Source organism: Actinoplanes sp. NPDC020271, from assembly GCF_044388125.1.
Classification (GTDB): Bacteria; Actinomycetota; Actinomycetes; order Mycobacteriales; family Micromonosporaceae; genus Actinoplanes.
On sequence record NZ_JBIRWQ010000021.1, the window covers coordinates 59,997 to 76,990 of the forward strand.

The 16,994-nt window shown below is 69.6% G+C and carries 9 protein-coding genes and 1 pseudogene; 6 read left to right on the forward strand and 4 right to left on the reverse strand.

Annotation, left to right across the window (positions count from 1 at the left end; all coding sequences use genetic code 11):
• Window positions 1-6: 6 nt before the first annotated feature.
• Window positions 7-783: an inositol monophosphatase family protein gene (locus ACH442_RS34750; RefSeq protein ID WP_396342303.1), complete on the reverse strand. Its 777-nt coding sequence runs from the start codon at window positions 781-783 to the stop codon at window positions 7-9.
• A gap of 119 nt (window positions 784-902) precedes the next feature.
• Between ACH442_RS34750 and ACH442_RS34755 the strand changes: the two genes are divergently transcribed.
• From ACH442_RS34755 to ACH442_RS34765, 3 genes and pseudogenes are all read left to right on the forward strand, one after another.
• Window positions 903-2,555 (forward strand): MFS transporter, encoded by a 1,653-nt coding sequence (locus ACH442_RS34755; RefSeq protein WP_396342304.1) that lies wholly within the window; start codon window positions 903-905, stop codon window positions 2,553-2,555.
• A 258-nt stretch (window positions 2,556-2,813) separates the two neighbouring features.
• Window positions 2,814-3,008: pseudogene (locus ACH442_RS34760) on the forward strand (respiratory nitrate reductase subunit gamma); the annotation flags it as partial.
• 257 nt (window positions 3,009-3,265) lie between these two features.
• Complete coding sequence (locus ACH442_RS34765; RefSeq protein WP_396342305.1) at window positions 3,266-5,563, forward strand: putative bifunctional diguanylate cyclase/phosphodiesterase; 2,298 nt, start codon at window positions 3,266-3,268, stop codon at window positions 5,561-5,563.
• On the opposite strand, the gene ACH442_RS34770 is transcribed toward ACH442_RS34765, so the two are convergent.
• Window positions 5,521-6,585 carry a sodium:calcium antiporter gene (locus tag ACH442_RS34770; protein ID WP_396342306.1) on the reverse strand — a complete coding sequence of 355 codons (1,065 nt, stop codon included), beginning with the start codon at window positions 6,583-6,585 and terminating at the stop codon, window positions 5,521-5,523. The two genes, ACH442_RS34765 and ACH442_RS34770, sit on opposite strands and share 43 nt — an antisense overlap.
• A gap of 203 nt (window positions 6,586-6,788) precedes the next feature.
• Complete coding sequence (locus ACH442_RS34775) at window positions 6,789-8,495, reverse strand: amylo-alpha-1,6-glucosidase (protein WP_396342307.1); 1,707 nt, start codon at window positions 8,493-8,495, stop codon at window positions 6,789-6,791.
• A 347-nt stretch (window positions 8,496-8,842) separates the two neighbouring features.
• Between ACH442_RS34775 and ACH442_RS34780 the strand changes: the two genes are divergently transcribed.
• Both ACH442_RS34780 and ACH442_RS34785 read left to right on the forward strand, forming a co-directional pair.
• A complete protein-coding gene (locus ACH442_RS34780) occupies window positions 8,843-9,856 on the forward strand; it encodes a LacI family DNA-binding transcriptional regulator (protein WP_396342308.1) in 1,014 nt (337 codons plus the stop codon).
• A 99-nt stretch (window positions 9,857-9,955) separates the two neighbouring features.
• Complete coding sequence (locus tag ACH442_RS34785) at window positions 9,956-11,692, forward strand: cellulose binding domain-containing protein (protein ID WP_396342309.1); 1,737 nt, start codon at window positions 9,956-9,958, stop codon at window positions 11,690-11,692.
• A gap of 103 nt (window positions 11,693-11,795) precedes the next feature.
• Here the strand turns inward: ACH442_RS34785 and ACH442_RS34790 are convergent, their stop codons facing one another.
• A complete protein-coding gene (locus ACH442_RS34790; RefSeq protein ID WP_396342310.1) occupies window positions 11,796-14,132 on the reverse strand; it encodes a beta-L-arabinofuranosidase domain-containing protein in 2,337 nt (778 codons plus the stop codon).
• 1,091 nt (window positions 14,133-15,223) lie between these two features.
• On the opposite strand from ACH442_RS34790, the gene ACH442_RS34795 reads away from it, so the two are divergent.
• Window positions 15,224-16,966, forward strand: a complete 1,743-nt coding sequence (locus ACH442_RS34795; protein ID WP_396342311.1) for a glycoside hydrolase — start codon at window positions 15,224-15,226, stop codon at window positions 16,964-16,966.
• Window positions 16,967-16,994: the final 28 nt, after the last annotated feature.

Consider the following 16,994-nt stretch of genomic DNA (forward strand, 5'->3'; position numbering starts at 1 on the left):
CACCCGTCAGGCGCTGGCCCGGACCCGTTCCGACAGGTCCGGCCAGAGCGCCGGTGCCGCCCCGATCGTCAGTTCGGTCGAGAAATCGGCCCCCTGACCGCCGAGGACCACCCCGGCCTCCCGGGCGATCAACGCCCCGGCCGCGATGTCCCACAGGAACGTGTCCAGGGCCACTCCGCCGTCGAGCCGCCCGGCCGCCTGATAGACCAGGTTGAGCGCGGCCGGCAGCCGCCGGATGTCCCCGACCGCCGGGAGCAGGTCCCGGACGACCTTCGCCGCGCGTTCCTTGGTCGCCGGGTTCGGCTGGAAGCTCACCCCGACCAGCGCCTTCTCCAGGGCCGCCCCGGCCGGCTCGGTGAGCCGTTCCCCATCGAGGAACGCCCCGCCGCCGTCGATCGCGCTGAACGTCTCCCCGGCCACCGGCTCGTGCACCACCGCCATCCGCAGCCGGTCCTCGAACCGCAGCGCGATGCTGACCGACCACGGCCCGGTCCGGCTGATGTAGTTCCGGGTCCCGTCGAGCGGGTCGACGATCCACGTCCAGCCGCTCGTCCCGTCCCGCCCGTGACCCTCCTCGGCCTGCACGGCGTCCTCCGGCCAGGCCGCCCGGATCGCGTCGACGATCAGCTGCTCGCTGGCGATGTCGACATCCGAGACGACATCGTTCACGTGCGCTTTCGGCGCGCCGACCGTCAGCGTGTCGCGGCGGTCCAGTTGCAGGCGCCCGGCCTGCTCGGCGAGGCCGGCGACCAGGTCACGGGCGGCGCGAAGATCTCGGTCCATCCCGGCACGCTATCGGATGGCACGTGACCAAATCCGGGCGCACAAGTGTTACCGTCTCCCGCCGAGCCGGTCCTGTTTCTCGCCGCCGGCAGAAACGGGACGAACGGAACAACGACCCCATGGTGCTCCTGGACCGCGTCTACGCAGGCCCGCGTGCCGCCCTGCCACGCTGGTGGCGCCGGCCGGACGTGGTCGCCGGCTCGCTCGCCGGTGTGCTCAGCCTCATCTGGGGCTTCTGGCTGGCCCGGGATGCCGGTGACCTCGCCGCGCAGTACGCGTGGACGTCGTTCGTCCGGCACCACCCCGGTTCGGCGTACAACCTGTCCTGGTACGGCGGCATGCACCCGGCGTCGTACAGTGTCCTCTCGCCGTACCTGATGGCCTGGCTCGGCGTCCGCACCACGGGTGTGCTCGCCTGCACGGGCACGGCCGCCCTGGCCGGGTATGTGTTGCTCCGCTCGGGCTTCCCGCGGCCGCTGTTACCGGCCCTGTGGATGGCGGTCGCCGTCTGGGGCAACCTCGCCGCGGGCCGCGTCACGTACCTCATCGGCCTGGTCTTTGCTCTTGCCGCGGCGATCTGCTCACTGAACGGAACCGGTCACCGCCGTCCTCGGCCGATCGCCGCGGCGGTGCTCGGCACGATCGCCACGCTGGGCAGTCCGGTCGCCGGCCTGTTCATCGAGGTGCTCGCGGCGGCGATATTCCTGACCGGCCGCAGGCGCCACGCGATCTGGCTGGCGGCCGGCCCGCCCGCGGTGATCGGCGCGACGACGATGCTGTTCCCGTTCTCCGGCGTCCAACCGTTCCCGTGGTACGCCGCCCTGGTCACGGTCGGTGCCGCGGTCGCCGTCGCCGCGCTGACCCCGGCCACGTGGCGCACCGTCCGGGCCGGTGCCTGGGTCTACGCGCTCGGCGTCGCGCTGTGCTGGTTGCTGCCCACCCCGATCGGCAGCAACGTCGAACGCCTCGCGGTCCTGCTCAGCGCGGCGTTCCTGATCTGTGCCGCCGCGATCAGCCGACCGCGCAGAGCGAAGACCCTGATCACGTTCGTCATAGCCACCGCCCTCGCGGCCTGGACCGTCATCCAGCCGCTGGTGGACTACGCCCGCACGAAGAACGCCCCCGCCACCGTCGCCGCCGCCCAGCCGCTGGTCGAAGCCCTGCAGCAACTGCACGCCGAACAGGGCCGGGTCGAGGTGGTGCCGTTGCGCACCCACTGGGAGGCGGTCAGCCTCGCCCCGCACGTCAACCTCGCCCGCGGCTGGAACCGGCAGGCCGACGTGCACCGTAACCCGCTCTTCTACGACGGCACGCTGACCGCCGAGTCGTACCGCACGTGGCTGCACAACTGGAGCGTCGGTTTCGTCGTCCTGCCCACCGCGGAGACCGACGACGCCGGCATCGCCGAGGCCCGGATCATCACCGCCGGCCAGTCCTGGCTGCCGCTCGTCTGGCAGGACCACAACTGGCGCATCTACCAGGTGGAGGGCTCCGACCCGCTCGCCTCCACCCCCGCCACGGTCACCTACGCCGGCCCCGCCGCGGTCACGGTCCACCTCCCCGCCCCCGGCACCACCCTTCTGCGCATCGCCTGGTCCCCGTGGCTCGCGATCCACGGCACGACGCCGCGAGCCTGCCTGGTCCAGAGCGGCTCCTGGACCGAGCTGATAGCCCAGGCCGCCGGCACGTACACCATCGAAGCCCGCTACAGCCTTCTCCGCGGCACCCCCTGCCCGACGAGCAGTTCCCCGTCCCCGACCCCGACCGGCTGACCCAAGATCACATTCAAGAGCCTCAGGTCCCCTCTCCGCTGTGGTCGCCCTCCGCCGCTCCCGCGGGGACCCTTCCGGGCCGAGCAGGGCGCGGGGCGCCCAGAACGCTCAGCCCTGCAGGGCGACCTCCGTGGCGGGTCCAGCTCAGACCGGAACCCGTCGAGGCCATTCAGTCAGCCGTGCGGTTCAGCCACCCGGAGTCCGCGAGGCAGCCGCTGGTCAGACCAGCGGCACGCCCCCGGTCCGGGCGGGGCGGGGATGGCGGTGGTCGATGCGCCGGTGGGGTGGGGCGCTGCGGAGCGGGGTGTGAACATCCTGCTGGTCGCCGTCGGCCACATCGGCGGCCTGCTGATCCCGGAGTCGTGGACCGAGGCCGCCGGGATCAGCGAGACCGCGTACCACGCGGTCGCGGTCGCGCTCGGCACGGTTGCCGGGTTCTGCACCCTGGCCGGCGGGGCGGCGGCTGCGGGCACACCGGCCGACACGGGGTGGCCGCGGGAGCTGATCGACACCCTCGATCTGCTGCGCGACCACATTCTCCGGGAGCAGGACGGGGTTTTCCCGGCCGCGCTGACCAGCCTCGACGGGGACGGCTGGGAGACGGTCGACCAGGTCCGGGCCCGGGTCGGCACCCTCCTGCCCGCCGAGGCGACCCCGGCGACCGGCTGACCCGGGCTCAACTTCACCTCGGCGCTGCCGATGGTTCCGGCATGCCCGAGACGCCCGGCGGCTTGCCCCTCTTCGCCGATCGGGCGTTCCGGGCCGTCACCGCTCTGGCGATCGTCGACGTCGCGGCGTTCCTGATCCAGGAACACGCCGGCCCGCTGTGGCCGGGGCCGGTGAACTGGCTGCTGATGATCGCGGTGATCATCCCCACGCTGATGCTCTGCCGCCGGGTGCGCAACGACCCGGAGTCCTCGCCGGTGGTCCGCCGCTACTGGCGCACGACCGAGATCGGCGTGTGCCTGTTCGTCGCCGTCGCGGGGCTGCGCATCGGCTACGAGTCCGGCGCCGGGAGCCGGCTGCTCCCGGCCTCGGTCGGGCTGCATCTGGTCGGCGGCATGGTGCTGACCGTGCCGCTGGTCGGCTTGCCGTTCAGTGTCCGGGGGCGCGCCCGCAAGGCCGGGGTCTGGCTCGACCTGGGCACCCTGACCACCGCGGCCGGGCTGCTGATCTGGCACTTCGCCGCGTCGGCCCAGTTCGCCGACGGGCGGGTCACCATGCCCCGGGTGCTGGCGGCGATCGTCATCATGGGCGCCGGGCTCAACGGCGTCTACCTGGCCGCCAAGGTGGTGCTGGCCGGCGTCGACTCGTTCGCGCGGCGCGGGCTGTACTGGATCGGCGCGTCGGCGCTGATCGGTGGGCTGGGCTCGGCCGTCAGCTTCCTTCAGCCACATCAGCCTCGGGGCAATCTGCTGGTGCTGGTGTTGCCGCTGGCCGCCTACGCCGCCGCGGTCGGCGCCCGGATGCAGGTGGTGGACACCGCGACCGGTGGCCGGCCGCGACGGGCCGCGCGCGGGTACAGCCTGATGCCGTACGTGGCGATCGCGGCCGTCGACGCCATGGTGATCTACCACCACGTCACCGGCCGGGGCAGCGGCGCGCTGATCGACGGGGTCACGGTCACGCTGACCACGCTGGTGGTCGTCCGGCAGCTGATCGCCTTCCGGCAGAACGACGCCCTGCTCACCCGGATCGGGCTGCAGGAGAGGCGGTTCCGCCACGAGGCCAGTCACGACAATCTCACCGGGCTGGCGAACCGGACGCTCTTCCACGAACGGCTGACCGCGGCCGTCTCCGCCGCCGGCCCGCATGAGGTGGTGCGGGTCGTGCTGGTCGACCTGGACGACTTCAAGACCGTCAACGACACCCTCGGGCACGCCGCCGGGGATGCGCTGCTGATCCACGTGGCCGAGCGGATGCAAGCCTGCCTGCGACCGGTCGACACCGTCGCCCGGCTGGGCGGCGACGAGTTCGCCATCCTCTTCAGCCGTGACGGTGACGTCGACGTCGACCAGGTGCTGGCCCGCGTCGCGGTGGCGCTGCTCGAACCGACCGTGCTCGACGGCGAGCCGATGACCGTGCGCGCGAGCTTCGGCGTGGTCGAGGGCCGCGGCGGCGACGACGCCGGCAACCTGCTTCGCCAGGCCGACATTGCGATGTACGAGGCGAAGGCGCGCGGCGAGGGCGGCCGCGAGTGGTATCGGCCGGGCATGGAGGCCCGTGGCGCCGAACGCAGCCGGCGGGCGGCCGCGCTGCAGACGGCGATCCTCGAGGACCAGTTGGTGGTCTACTTCCAGCCGGTGGTGACGTTGCCGGACGGCCGGCCCACCGGAGCCGAGGCGCTGGTGCGCTGGCAGCACCCCGCGGAGGGCCTGCTCGGGCCGGGCGCGTTCATCGACACCGCCGAACAGACCGGCCTGATCGTGCCGCTCGGCGCCTGGGTGCTGCGCGCCGCGACCCGTGAGGCCGCCACGTGGCCGGACGCCCTGACCGTGTCGGTGAACGTCTCCGCCCGGCAGTTGCGCGAGACCGGTTTCCCCGCCGTGGTCGCGGAAGCGCTTCGGGACAGCGGCCTGCCACCCCACCGGCTGACCGTGGAGATCACCGAGTCGGTCGCGGTCGGCGGCGGCGCCACCCACGACAACCTGGACGAGTTGCGGGCCATGGGCGTACGCCTGTCGCTGGACGATTTCGGCACCGGCGCGTCCACGCTGAGCCTGCTCGCCGGCTGCCCGGTGCACCAGATCAAGCTGGACCGCTCGTTCGTGACCGGCACGGAGGCAATCGCCGACGCGGTCGCTCAGATGGCCCGGGCCTTCGGTCTGCAGGCGGTCGCCGAGGGGATCGAGACGGCGGAGCAGGCGGCGCGCATGACCCGGCTGGGCTACGAGCGGGCCCAGGGTTTCCACTTCGCCCGGCCCATGAACGCCGCCGACTTCCGCGCCCGCCTCACGGTGAGGAGTCAGCCGGAGATGAACGCCAGCCCGGCGATCCCGGCCGCGTAGAGGATCAGCACGGCGATCGAGTCGGCGCCCATCCGCAGCCACTGCCGCTGCGGCCGGAACACCAGACCGGTCATGTAGACCACGGTCAGCAGTGCCCCGAGCGCCGTCAGGTAGATGTCGCTGTGGTGGGCGCCGGGCAGCACCGCCTGCCCGGACAGCACGCTCGCGACCAGGAACAACACCGGCAGGAAGGCGTTCCCGCCGAAGATGTCGCTGATCGCCAGCTGGTAGTCGCCCATCCGGGTCGAGGTCAGCCCGGTCGAGATCTCCGGCAGAGCGGTCGCTGCGGCCAGCACGGTCGCGCCGAACAGCACCCCGGACATGCCGAGCCGCCCGAACAACTCCTCACCACTGCGCTCGATGAACACACCGGCCACCAGGGTCACCGCTGCCGCGGAAGAGAAAATTGCCGCCGTACGGGCGGTGCTCACCCCCTTGGCGCTGGCCTGCCCTTCTTTCGTGGTCCGCGAGTGCCCGGCCGGCTTCTCCTGCCCGTCGGGCGCGTCGCCGCCCTCGTGCCACGGCAGCCCCCGCCCGGCGCGGCGCAGCAGGAACAGCCCGACGCCCCAGAGCACGGCGATGAGCACCGCGCCGGGCGTGAGCCGGAACGCGATCAGCGACGCCGGCAGCTGCGTCGACATGACGACCACCAGCAGCAGCGCGACCACGAGCGCGCCTTCCAGCAGCAGAGTCAGCGAAGCGGCGAGGTAGGTCAGCGGTTTGCGGGGGCGGACCCCGGCCGCGTCGAGGACTACCAGCACGACGGTCTGGATGGCGATGCCGCCGAGGATGTTGCCGACCGCGACGTCGAGCTGGTGCGAGAGCGCGGCGCTGACGGTGATCGCGATCTCCGGCAGGTTGGTCGCGATGGCCAGCAGGATGACCCCGCCGAGGGCCGCGCCCAGGTGCAGGCGCTCGGAGAGCACGTCGGTGGTGTCGGACAGCTTGATCCCGGCGCCCCAGATCGCCGCGGCGCAACCCACGAAGATCAGTAGCAACAGCCAGGAGTTGAGCGAGCTCATCAGGACGGCTCCGGTCGGTCAGGCGGTACGGGTGAATTCCGCTTGCCCCACCGATCGAAGCCGAAACCGTTGCCCAGTGCAACGCTTGCCGAGCGCAAGCAGTCGCACGCCGCAGAAAGCGGCGTGCGGTGGATCCGCAGCGCGAAGGTGCCCGGAACATGCCTGGCCGACCACGCTCGCAGCGGTGGCAACGTCCCTGAGCATCACGGGCGCCGGCAGTACTCCGCGGCGAGGATGAGATAGGTGGCGGCGGTCCAGGTGTACGCGCGGTCGCGCAGTCCGGCACCGGTGTCGGCGTTGAAGTTCTCGGCGAAGCCGGATGTCTCGCAGAGCCGCCGGAAGCGGCCGCTGAGGTCGTCGGCGAGGTCGACGTGCCCGGCGCGGCGTAGACCGTCCTCGATGAGCAGGGTGGCGGGCGCCCAGATGGGCCCACGCCAGTAGCCGTCGGGGGAGTACAGGTCGGAGTCGACTGGTTCGGTCGCCAGGCCGTGCGGCGTCAGATGTGCTTTGAGGGCGGCGGTCAGCGACGTGCGGATCTCGGCGGGAAGGTCGGCGCCGAGCACGATCGGCATCAGCGCGAGCAGGCTGGTGCTGTCGTGCACGGCGCCGGTGCGGGGGTCGCGGGCGCGGAACTGGTTGCCGTCCCACAGTTCCGACAGCAGCGCGGCCTGCAGTTGCCCGGCGGTGTCGTTCCAGCGGAGGGCGGCCATGGACTCGTCGAGCCGGTCCGCGAGATCACTGAGCTCGCGCAACTGGATGATCAGGAAAGCGGCCAGGTCGGCGGTCTGGAGTACCGGTCCGGCGTCGAAGGTCGTGGCGTTGTCCCAGCCGCTGTCGTTGCCGTGGTGGTAATAGGGCAGCGGGTGGCCGGGTGTGCGGCGCTGGGTGAGCCAGAAGGTCGTCCACCGGCTCAGCCGCTCGTAGGTCTCGGTCAACTGCTGTCGGTCGAGGGGCTGGGGGAGCTGCCGGCGCAGCCGGGCGAAGGCCCAGCCGTGGATGGGAGGTTTGACGAAGTTGTAAAGGACTTCGGAGTGGGTGACGGAGTCCGGCAGCGCGCCGGTCCGGTCCTGGTGGTCGAAGGGGAGGTGAAACTGGTGCCAGGCCAGTTCGGGGTCTCCCGCGGCGAGTGCGAGCGCGTTGAAACAGTGGTCCCAGCTCCAGACCTTGTCCATCCAGTGTTTGGACATCAGTACAGCCGGGCGGCCGATGAACCCGCCGGGTGCGACCGTGGCGGACCAGATCACGTAAGCGGCGAGTTCCGCGGCCGGTGCCCGGGAGTCCCGCCACGGCGCCACCGTCTCCAGGAATCGGTGGTAGGTGTCCTGCACGTTCCCGGCAGCCTCGTCGAAGGTCATGACAGGCCGGTACGGGTAGCGGCTTGCGGCGTATTCCTCGATGGCGATCTCCCACGGGGCGCCGGCGGCCAGTTCGACATGCCGGTCGTGGGTACCGAGCATTTCCGCGCCCTCCACCGTGTGCGGGCCACCGCTGAGCACGGTGATGCGGTAGCGGTGTCCGGTTTCGTAAGAGGTGAAGACGTACGAGTCGTCGCGCGGGTCGCGGAAGAGGTAGGTGCCGGAGAACGGCGTCAGGGCCGGTGCGGCGGCGGCGACACGCAACCCGAGCCCGGTGCCGCGCAAGCGGATGGTGTCGGCGTTCTCGTAGACCAGGTCGATGCGGCCGCCTCGAGATGTCCACTGCAGCCGGGTGGCCGAGGCTGCCGCGGGTGCCTCCAGCGGGCCGTCGGTCGAACGGGTTTCGAACCGCAGGATCGCGTGCATCCCGTTGCGGTGCGAGACCAGGTGCAGGTCTTCGGCGTAGGTCTTCTCCGCGATGACCGGGGAGATGTCGAACCAGGAGCCCGCATGACTGAAGGGGATTTCCTGGAGGGAGAAGGTGGCCTCGGACATGGATGCCTTTCCCGGGTGGCTCAGTCTTCCGCGCCGCCGACGGTGATGCGCGACGTAGCGCTGCGCGTCGTTCAGCGAACCGATTCGACATGTCGGTCAGCCGACCATAGGCCGCGTCCAACGTGACGGTCAAGAACATTGCAGAGCTGGAGTCCAGCGCATCGCCTTTGGCGGGGACAGCCGTTGACATCGACGATTGTCGCTATCTACGGTAGGGAGCGAATCGATTCGACAGCTGTTGTCTCGGTAAGGGCGCGTCCCGGCCGGCGACGAAGGCGGGCGGCCCTCGCGCGCGAGAGACCAAGATCGCCGTACAGTCTCGAGACGCCCAGTCAGATGAGGTGGAGATGAACATCGCGGAGATCGCCCGCCGGGCCGGGGTGTCGCGCAGCACCGTGTCATATGCGCTGAGCGGCCGCCGTACGGTGAGCCCGGAGACCAAACAGCGCATTCAAACCGTGATCGACGAGATCGGCTACCGCCCGAACGCCGCCGCCCGGGCGCTGAAGGAGGGCCGCACGCGCACTCTGGGCCTGGTGATCCCGCCGGCCGGGCTACTTCTGACTGATATGCAGCTGGGCTTCGTGGCCAGCGTCGTGGAGGCCGCGGCCCGCGCCGATCTCGACGTGTTGCTGTCACCCTCCGGCGGCGATCACGACCGGTCGTTCGAGCGACTCATCTCGGGCCGCCGAGTCGACGGAGTCATCCTGATGGAGATCCGGTTGGAGGACGAGCGGGCCACCCGGCTGCAGCGGACCGGACTGCCGTTCGTCACCATCGGCCACACCGCGCACCCGCACGGCACCTGCTGGGTCGACGTCGACTACGCCACGCTGGTCGCCCGATGCGTGCACCACCTCGCCGACCTCGGACACCGCATGGTCGCGTTGATCAACCGGTCCACCGAACTGATGGCCGCCGGCTACGGGCCGGCGCACCGGGCGCAGGCCGGCTTCGACGAGGCCATCAGCCAGCGAGGCCTGGTCGGCATGAATCTTCCTTGCGCCGACGATCCCGCCGCAGGCGAAGAATGCTTCGAACAACTGCGAGAGCTGCACCCCGAGGTCACCGCCATCGTGACCGTCAACGAAGCAGCGCTGCCCGGGATCCAGCGTGGCATCGAACGGGCCGGCGTCGCGGTCCCCCGGCAGATGTCCATCGCCGGAGTCGCGGCCCGGCACTGGGCCGAGGGGTTCCGGCCTCGGCTCACGGCCGCCGACGTCCCCGCCCTGGAAATGGGCGCATACGCCGTCGAACTGCTCCTCGAACGGATCGCCGCGCCGGCCGGCTCCCCCCGGCACCTGCTGCTCACCCCGCCGATCTCGCTGCGGGACAGCACCGGACCGGCGCCCACCCACTGACCCCAGTCCACCGCCCGGGACGAGCCGCCGGCTCGCCTCGCGATCCCTGCTGTCCGCTTCACCCCATCCCCCGTCATCGACTCGCCACCGGAGACCTCGATGCAACAGAGAACAGAACTTGCACGGTTCGTCACCCGAGCCTCGATCGCGCTGGGCATGATCCTGGCCGTCATCGTCGCGCTCACCACGGCCGGCCCCAGCCAGGCGGCCACCAACGAGGCGCTCAGCGTCGACCTCGCCTCCAACCGCGGAACGTCCACACTGGTCGGCGAAGGCGTCCTCTACGGGATCAACCAAGACGCCACCCTGCCGGCCGATCAGCACATCCAGCCGCTGAAACTCAACGCCTTCCGAGGCGGAGGGTGGTTCTCCGGCGGCTGGATCAAGGACAACTATCGCTACGGCTCGGCGACCCAGGCCGACATCACCTCGATCATCGCGCAGGCCCGGCGGTTGAACCAGGTCGGCAACCACCCGCAATACCAGGTGCTGCTGAGCGACCTGTACGGGCTCAACGGAGGCCAGCCGTCGAACACCGTCTACCCGTGTGACAACGGCAACTGCTCGAACTGGGCCACGTTCATCGACACCACCGTGGCGGCGCTGCAGGCCAGCGGTCTGCCGTTCGCGTACGACATCGACAACGAGCCCGACATCTCCGTGTTCTGGAAGGCCGGCGTCAACAGCGCCCAGTACTTCCAGATGTGGGACACCGCCTATCGGGAGTTGCGTAAGGTCGCCCCGGGCGCGCAGATCGTCGGCCCGTCGTTCGCGTACACGCCGCTGGCCCGGCCCTCGCAATGGAGCACCTTCCTCGACCACGTCAAGGCGGCCGGAACCGTACCGGACTGGATCACCAACCACGACGAAGGGGACGTCGACGACCCGGTTGCCGTGTCGCAGGCCCTCAACAGCCGGCTCGCTGCAGCCGGCATCCCGGCCCGTCCGCTGTCGGCCAACGAATACCAGCCCGCCGACCGGCAGACCGCCGGCGTGACCGCCTGGTATCTGGCCAGGTTCGCCCAATCCGGCTACACCAACGCGATGCGCGGCAACTGGGTCTGCTGCATGACACCCAACCTCACCGGAATCCTGACCCAGGTAAACGGCGCCTGGACGACCAGCGGCAACTGGTGGGCGATGCGGTCGTACGCCGACATGACGGGCACCCTGGTCAACACGTCCGGACAGGTCGGCAGCACCGCGATCTCCGCCTCGATCGACAGCACCAACCAACGGGCGGTCGCCATCATCGGCGACAGCAACGGCTATACCGGCACCGCCACGGTCACCTTCAACGGTGTGTCGGCCAACAGCTGGCTGGCCGGCAACGGCAGCGTCAACGTCACCGTCAAGCGGATTCCCGAGCAGGCGACGCTGACCGCCCCGCAGGTCGTGCTCAATCAGACCATGACCGTCTCCGGTGGCGTGGTCACGGTGCCGCTGACGTTCCAGGCCTCGCACGACGCCTTCGCCGTCTATGTCACCCCCGGAAGCGGGACCAGCCCCACGCCGCCGACGTCACCGTCGGCCTCGCCCCCGGTACAGGGCGCCTGCACGGCGACCGTCTCCACCAACGCCTGGACCGGCGGATTCGTCACCACCGTCCGGGTCACGGCCGGCTCCTCCCCGGTCAACGGCTGGTCGGTCGCGGTCACCCTGCCGTCGGGGTCCGCGGTCACGAGCTCCTGGAACACGCAGGCGGCCGGCAGCGCCGGAACCGTTCGCTTCGGCAACGTCTCCTACAACGGCCAACTGGCCGCTGGAGGTAGCACCGAGTTCGGCTTCCAAGGGACTGGCACCGCACCGTCCACCGCGATCTGCACGGCGAGCTGAGCCCGGCCGAAGAGCGGCTCGGCTGCCCGTGCGCGAGAGCGCGGAGAGTCGTGGGCCGGGCCACCACTGGGGTGACCCGGCCCGGCGCCGAGCGGTGAATGTGTCAGCTGACCTGGACAAGGCGCCAGTTGTTCAGGGCGCTGCCGTTGTCGGTGTATTGGACTATCTGGGTGCCCCACGCGTTGGCGCCGTTGAGCAGGGCGAGGACCTTACCGCTGTTGACGTTGCGGATGCGGTAGGACCCGTCGCTGTTGGCGACCAGGGTCCAGCGGTGGTCGGCGGTGCCGGTGTCGCCCCATTGCAGAACCTTGGCGTTGTCGGCGGTGGACATGCTGTCGACGCCGAGGACCTTGCCGCTGTTGGCGTTGCGGAACCGGACGTTGCCGCCGTCGGTGATCCGGACCCAGTTGTGGTCGGCGGTTCCGGTGTCACCCCAGCCGAGGGCCAGGCCGCCGTCGGCGGTGGACATGTTCTGCACGCCGACGACCAGCCCGGTACTCACGTTGACCAGTTTGTAGACCGGCTCGCCGCCGGTTCCGGTGCCGCTGGTGTTCCAGTAGACGACGTAGTTGAACCCCTGGGCGTCGTGGAACGGCGCGAGGTTGACCGTGCTGCCGTTGGCGGTGGCGGTGAAGGCGAGGCTGCTGGTGCTGCTCCGGGTGATCGACGAGGCGGTCAGTGACGGCGCCGAGGACAGGGTGGTGTTGCCGTAGTTGCCGCACAGCACCGCCGGCCCGTACGTGATGGCCTGAAGGTTGGGATTGTCGTTGGCCGCCTTCAGCTGCACGCTCATCGGCAGTCGCAGGGCGAGGGTGTCGCCGGCTGCCCAGGTTCGGGTGACGGTCGCGTAGCTGCCCGGTGTCGCGGTGATGTTCTGCGCGACGCCGTTGACGCTGATCACCGGGTTGCTCGTCCAGGACGGGATCCGCAGGCGGATGCTCCACGAGCCACTCATGCTGCCGGCCAGGGTCAGCGTGGTGGTGTCGCTGACCGGGTACGTCGTGGATTGGGTGACCGTGATTCCGCGCTGGCGCCAGGTGAGCACCGAAGGCGCGTAGAGGTTCACGGTCAGTGTGGTGCCGTTGTAGAAGTAGATCGAGTCCATCAGTTTGGTGTTGGTCTCGATGCCGGTGCCCTGACAGCACCAGAAGCTGTTGTAGTCGGTCGACCAGGTGCCGCCGCCCCAGGCCGGCCCCACACCCCGGCGTCCACCAGCCTTGAGCGGGGTGAAGTAGGTGATGTGACCGTGGGAGTCGGCCGGGTTCTGCGCGCCGACCAGGTGATTGAGCAGTGCCCGCTCGTAGTAGTCGAAGTAGTCGGCCCGGTTCGGGTCCAGCAGCCACAGCTCCCGGGTCAGCTTCAGCATGTTGTACGTGTTGCAGTGCTCGCAGGTGTCGCCGGTGAGGTAGCCGGCGATCGCGTTCGGCGGCTTGAAGTACTCGCCCTGACTGTTCCCGCCGATGACGTACGTGTGCGCCGACGTGATCATGTTCCAGGCATTGCCGGCGATGTCGCGGTAGCGAGTGGTGCCGGTGGCCTTGTACTCCCGCGCGGCGCCCACGAATTTCGGCAGGTTGGTGTTGGCGTGCTTGCCGTTGAGCTGGTCCTGGTTGCTCGCCAGCGGGTCGAAGATCGCGGCGTGGTCGAACCGTTGTGCGACGGTGAGCCAGCGTGAGTCACCGGTCTGCTGGTAGAGGTCGGTCAGGACCGCGTTCATGCCGCCGAACTCGGTCTTCAGCACCGTCTGCATCTGGCTGTAGCTCAACCGGCCGGTACGCCAGTCGACCCAGGCGGCGAAGTTGAGCAGCACGTCCCTGGCCTGGGTGCTGCCGATGTAGCGCCAGACGTCGAGCAGCCCGGCGAGGGTCTTGTGGATGCAGTAGTACGACACGGCGACGGGAGTGCCTGCCTCGACGGCGGCGACGTCGGATTCGGGGAAGCCGGAGAGGTATCCGGCGTTGAATCCGGCAGCGGCGTTGTTCGCCTGGCATTTAGCCAGCTCAGCCACCATGTAGGTGGCTTTGTCGCGGCACGTGGTGTCGCCCAGCACGGCGTACGCCTGAGCCCAGGCCGTCAGGAAGTGGCCCTGCATGTGACTGCGGAACGGGAACGACGGAGCATCCCATCCGCCGTTGGTGCCGGCGCCGTTGGTGGACAGCCTGTGATTGGCGCGGAACACGTACAGCATGCGGTCGACGTCGACGAACTTGAGGTAGTTCAGCGTGCGGGTCTGGTTCTCCATGAACCGGCCGGCCGACAGTTTGACCTGGTCAAGGTCGAACGGATAAGCGGACACGCCGATGTCCGAGCGGGTCGGCGCGATCACGGCGGCGGCAGCCGAGCCTGGCCGGAAGACGCCGGTGCCGCCGGCCGCGGAAGCCAGGGCGCCGGCACCGGCGGCCTGCAGAAGGCGGCGTCGACTCAGGGGCGAGGAAGACATGGATGCACTCCAACGCGGGTGGGGGAGGACGGGGATGTGGGATGCCGGCCGACCGCACATTCGCGGCTCGGGCCGGGTTGCGCTGATGCGTTACGAGGAAGGCATCAGCAACCACTCACGGCATGCTACGACATTGATCGCCGCAGATTCAAGAAAATGTTTCTCTCTTGTTTCCGGCAAATCCCAGGAGCTATCCGACTCAAGCAGGGAAATTATCGCTGCAGCTCAAACAGCTGAGTGGAGTCATATAACATTTTCCGGGCGGTGAGTTTTACATCATGCTGAAGAAAGTTAGGAAAACGTTTTCTCGAATGGTCGAGCTGGCTGACGGCCGGTGATTCCGGTAACCGAGCCGTGCGGCCGGCGGTGCGTCAGCCGGGAGATCGAGGTGCCTGCACAGGCCCGGCCACGGCAACCGGCCGTCCACCCTTCGGTCTCGACAGGTTCGGCGCAGGCGTGCGGGGTTCGAGCCGGCCCGCATCCCGGGCCGAACCGGCCGGGCGAAAAACTTCGGCCGCGGACGTCAGTTTTTGTTATCGGTAGCGCGGCAGCCCGGCCTGTCTGTGGTGAGCACCCTCGCGGTGAAACACGACGACAGGTGGAGCCTGCCCCTCATGACTTCCCATCGACCCGCGGCCCGGTCGCGCCGCACTACCCGGTTCCGGACGACCCCGGCGCGGATCACGTTGTCCGGGCCGGCGGTCTGCGCGAGGGTCTTCGGTACCGGCGCCAGGTCCGCTGCCGCGGCTGTCGGCTGTGACCGCCCGACGGCGGCCATCTGACGCGGTTTCCGCCCGGAGAACCCGCAGGCGGCAACCGAGGCGACCGGTTCGCGACGAAAGTCGTCAGTGGCGTCCTGCCGACCAGCGACATCAACCCGGCGATCTGGCCCGCGCGAACCGCGGTCAGGCGATGATCGCCGATTCGCGACACGGCACCGCTTCGGGCCCATCCACGGCGGTGCCACCGACTCGAACCCCGAACTCGGGTCCGCGAACCCGCAACCGAGCGTGCGAGGAACGCCCGGCGGCGGAACGTCCCCATCCCCCCGCAGGTCGTCAACGACCAGCGTGAACCCCGAAAGGTACGTCATGACAACCTCGGAACGTCCGGCCGGACACCGTCACCCCAGGAGACGGCGGACGGCGGCCGTCGCGGCCGGTATCGCCGGACTGCTCGCCGCAGGTGTGGGCATCGCCTACACCCAGAACGCCGATGCCGGCGCCGTCAGCTGCACGGTGACGGCCGGCCAGGTCTGGGGCGACCGGTACAACACGACGGTCACCGTCGACGGAGCCAAGAGCTGGACCGTCGTGGTCGCCATGACCGCACCGCAGAAGGTGGCTTCCGTCTGGAACGGTGCCGCGACGTGGGGCGGCGGTAGCGGCGACATCATGACGGTGAAGTCCGACGGCAAGGGCAACGCGTTCGGCTTCACCACGATGAACAACGGCAACGGTACGGCCCGCCCCAAGATCACCTCGTGTGCCGGCGGCAGTTCCCCGGCGGCATCGGCGTCGGTCACGACGGCCGTGGCCACCACGGCCCCGGCCGCGGCCCCTTCCGCCGCGCCGGCCACGGCCGCGTCCACCCCGCCGACGACCGCACCCGCCGCAGCGGACATCACGGTCAACACCGCGACCACCTTCCAGACCATCGACGGTTTCGGTGCCGCGGTCCCGATCTGGGGCACCGGCTGGTCGACCGCCGAGACCCGGACCTTGGTCGGTGCCGGCGCCGGTCAACTCGGCTTGTCGATCGTGCGGACCGGCATCTCGCCGGTCTCCAGTGAGTGGGCGACCCAGGTGAACGCCCTGAAGGCGGCGAAGGCATCAGGGTCGAACGTGAAGATCCTGGCGTCGCCGTGGACGGCGCCGGCGGCATGGAAGACCAACAACAGCCGGACCAACGGCGGCAAGCTGAAGTCCGACTACTACGACGACTACGCCGGCCACCTCAACGACTACGTCACGTACATGAAGAGCCAGGGCGTCACCATCGACGTCGTCTCGATCCAGAACGAGCCGGACTGGAAGCCCGAGTACGACTCCATGGAGTGGACCGGCGACGAGCTGCGCACCTTCGTCCGCGACCAGGGCTCCAAGATCAAGAACACCAAGCTCATGATCGCCGAGGGCGTCAACATGAACTACGGCCTCACCGACCCGACGCTCAACGACGCCACCGCCCGCGACAACACCGGCTACATCGGTGGGCACCTGTACGGCACCGAGGTGTCCGGCCGGCTCAAGGCGTACGCGCTGGCCGATCAGTACAAGAAGCCGGTGTGGATGACCGAGTACAACTTCCACGAGGCGGCCGGGGACACCTCCACCGCCTGGGCCGACGGCGGCAACCAGGCCGTCTGGGACGAGACCCTCGACGAGGTCATGCGCACGGTCAACAAGTCGATGGAGTCGGGTTGGAGCGCCTACGTCTGGTGGTACGGCAAGCGGTACTACTCCTTCATCGGTGACGGCACCGCCGGGACTACTTCCGGCGCCGTGCTCAAGCGGGGCTACGCCTTCGCGCAGTACGCCAAGTACGTACGCCCCGGCGACCAGAGGATCGCCCTGACCAAGAGCACCAAGGCGTCTCCGCTGGAGGTGACCGCCTACCGGGGTGACGGAAAGATCAAGCTGGTCATCCTGAACCGATCCGGCAGCGCCGTCACCAACGCCGTCATCCAGGCCCCGCAGACCGTAACCAAGGCTGAGGACCATCTGACCTCGAAGACCGCCAATGAGGCCAGTCAGCCGACCAGCATCAACGGTGCCCAGGTCACGGTGAGCATTCCGGCCCGCAGCATCTCCACCCTCGTCATCACCGCGTGACAGTCCGCCGGGCCCGGTCGCACCACAG

Bases quoted from the DNA above. Each gene is read 5' to 3' on its own strand.
- ACH442_RS34750 (WP_396342303.1), bottom strand. From the start codon at position 783: ATGGACCGAGATCTTCGCGCCGCCCGTGACCTGGTCGCCGGCCTCGCC.
- ACH442_RS34755 (WP_396342304.1), top strand. From the start codon at position 903: ATGGTGCTCCTGGACCGCGTCTACGCAGGCCCGCGTGCCGCCCTGCCA.
- ACH442_RS34765 (WP_396342305.1), top strand. From the start codon at position 3,266: ATGCCCGAGACGCCCGGCGGCTTGCCCCTCTTCGCCGATCGGGCGTTC.
- ACH442_RS34770 (WP_396342306.1), bottom strand. From the start codon at position 6,585: ATGAGCTCGCTCAACTCCTGGCTGTTGCTACTGATCTTCGTGGGTTGC.
- ACH442_RS34775 (WP_396342307.1), bottom strand. From the start codon at position 8,495: ATGTCCGAGGCCACCTTCTCCCTCCAGGAAATCCCCTTCAGTCATGCG.
- ACH442_RS34780 (WP_396342308.1), top strand. From the start codon at position 8,843: ATGAACATCGCGGAGATCGCCCGCCGGGCCGGGGTGTCGCGCAGCACC.
- ACH442_RS34785 (WP_396342309.1), top strand. From the start codon at position 9,956: ATGCAACAGAGAACAGAACTTGCACGGTTCGTCACCCGAGCCTCGATC.
- ACH442_RS34790 (WP_396342310.1), bottom strand. From the start codon at position 14,132: ATGTCTTCCTCGCCCCTGAGTCGACGCCGCCTTCTGCAGGCCGCCGGT.
- ACH442_RS34795 (WP_396342311.1), top strand. From the start codon at position 15,224: ATGACAACCTCGGAACGTCCGGCCGGACACCGTCACCCCAGGAGACGG.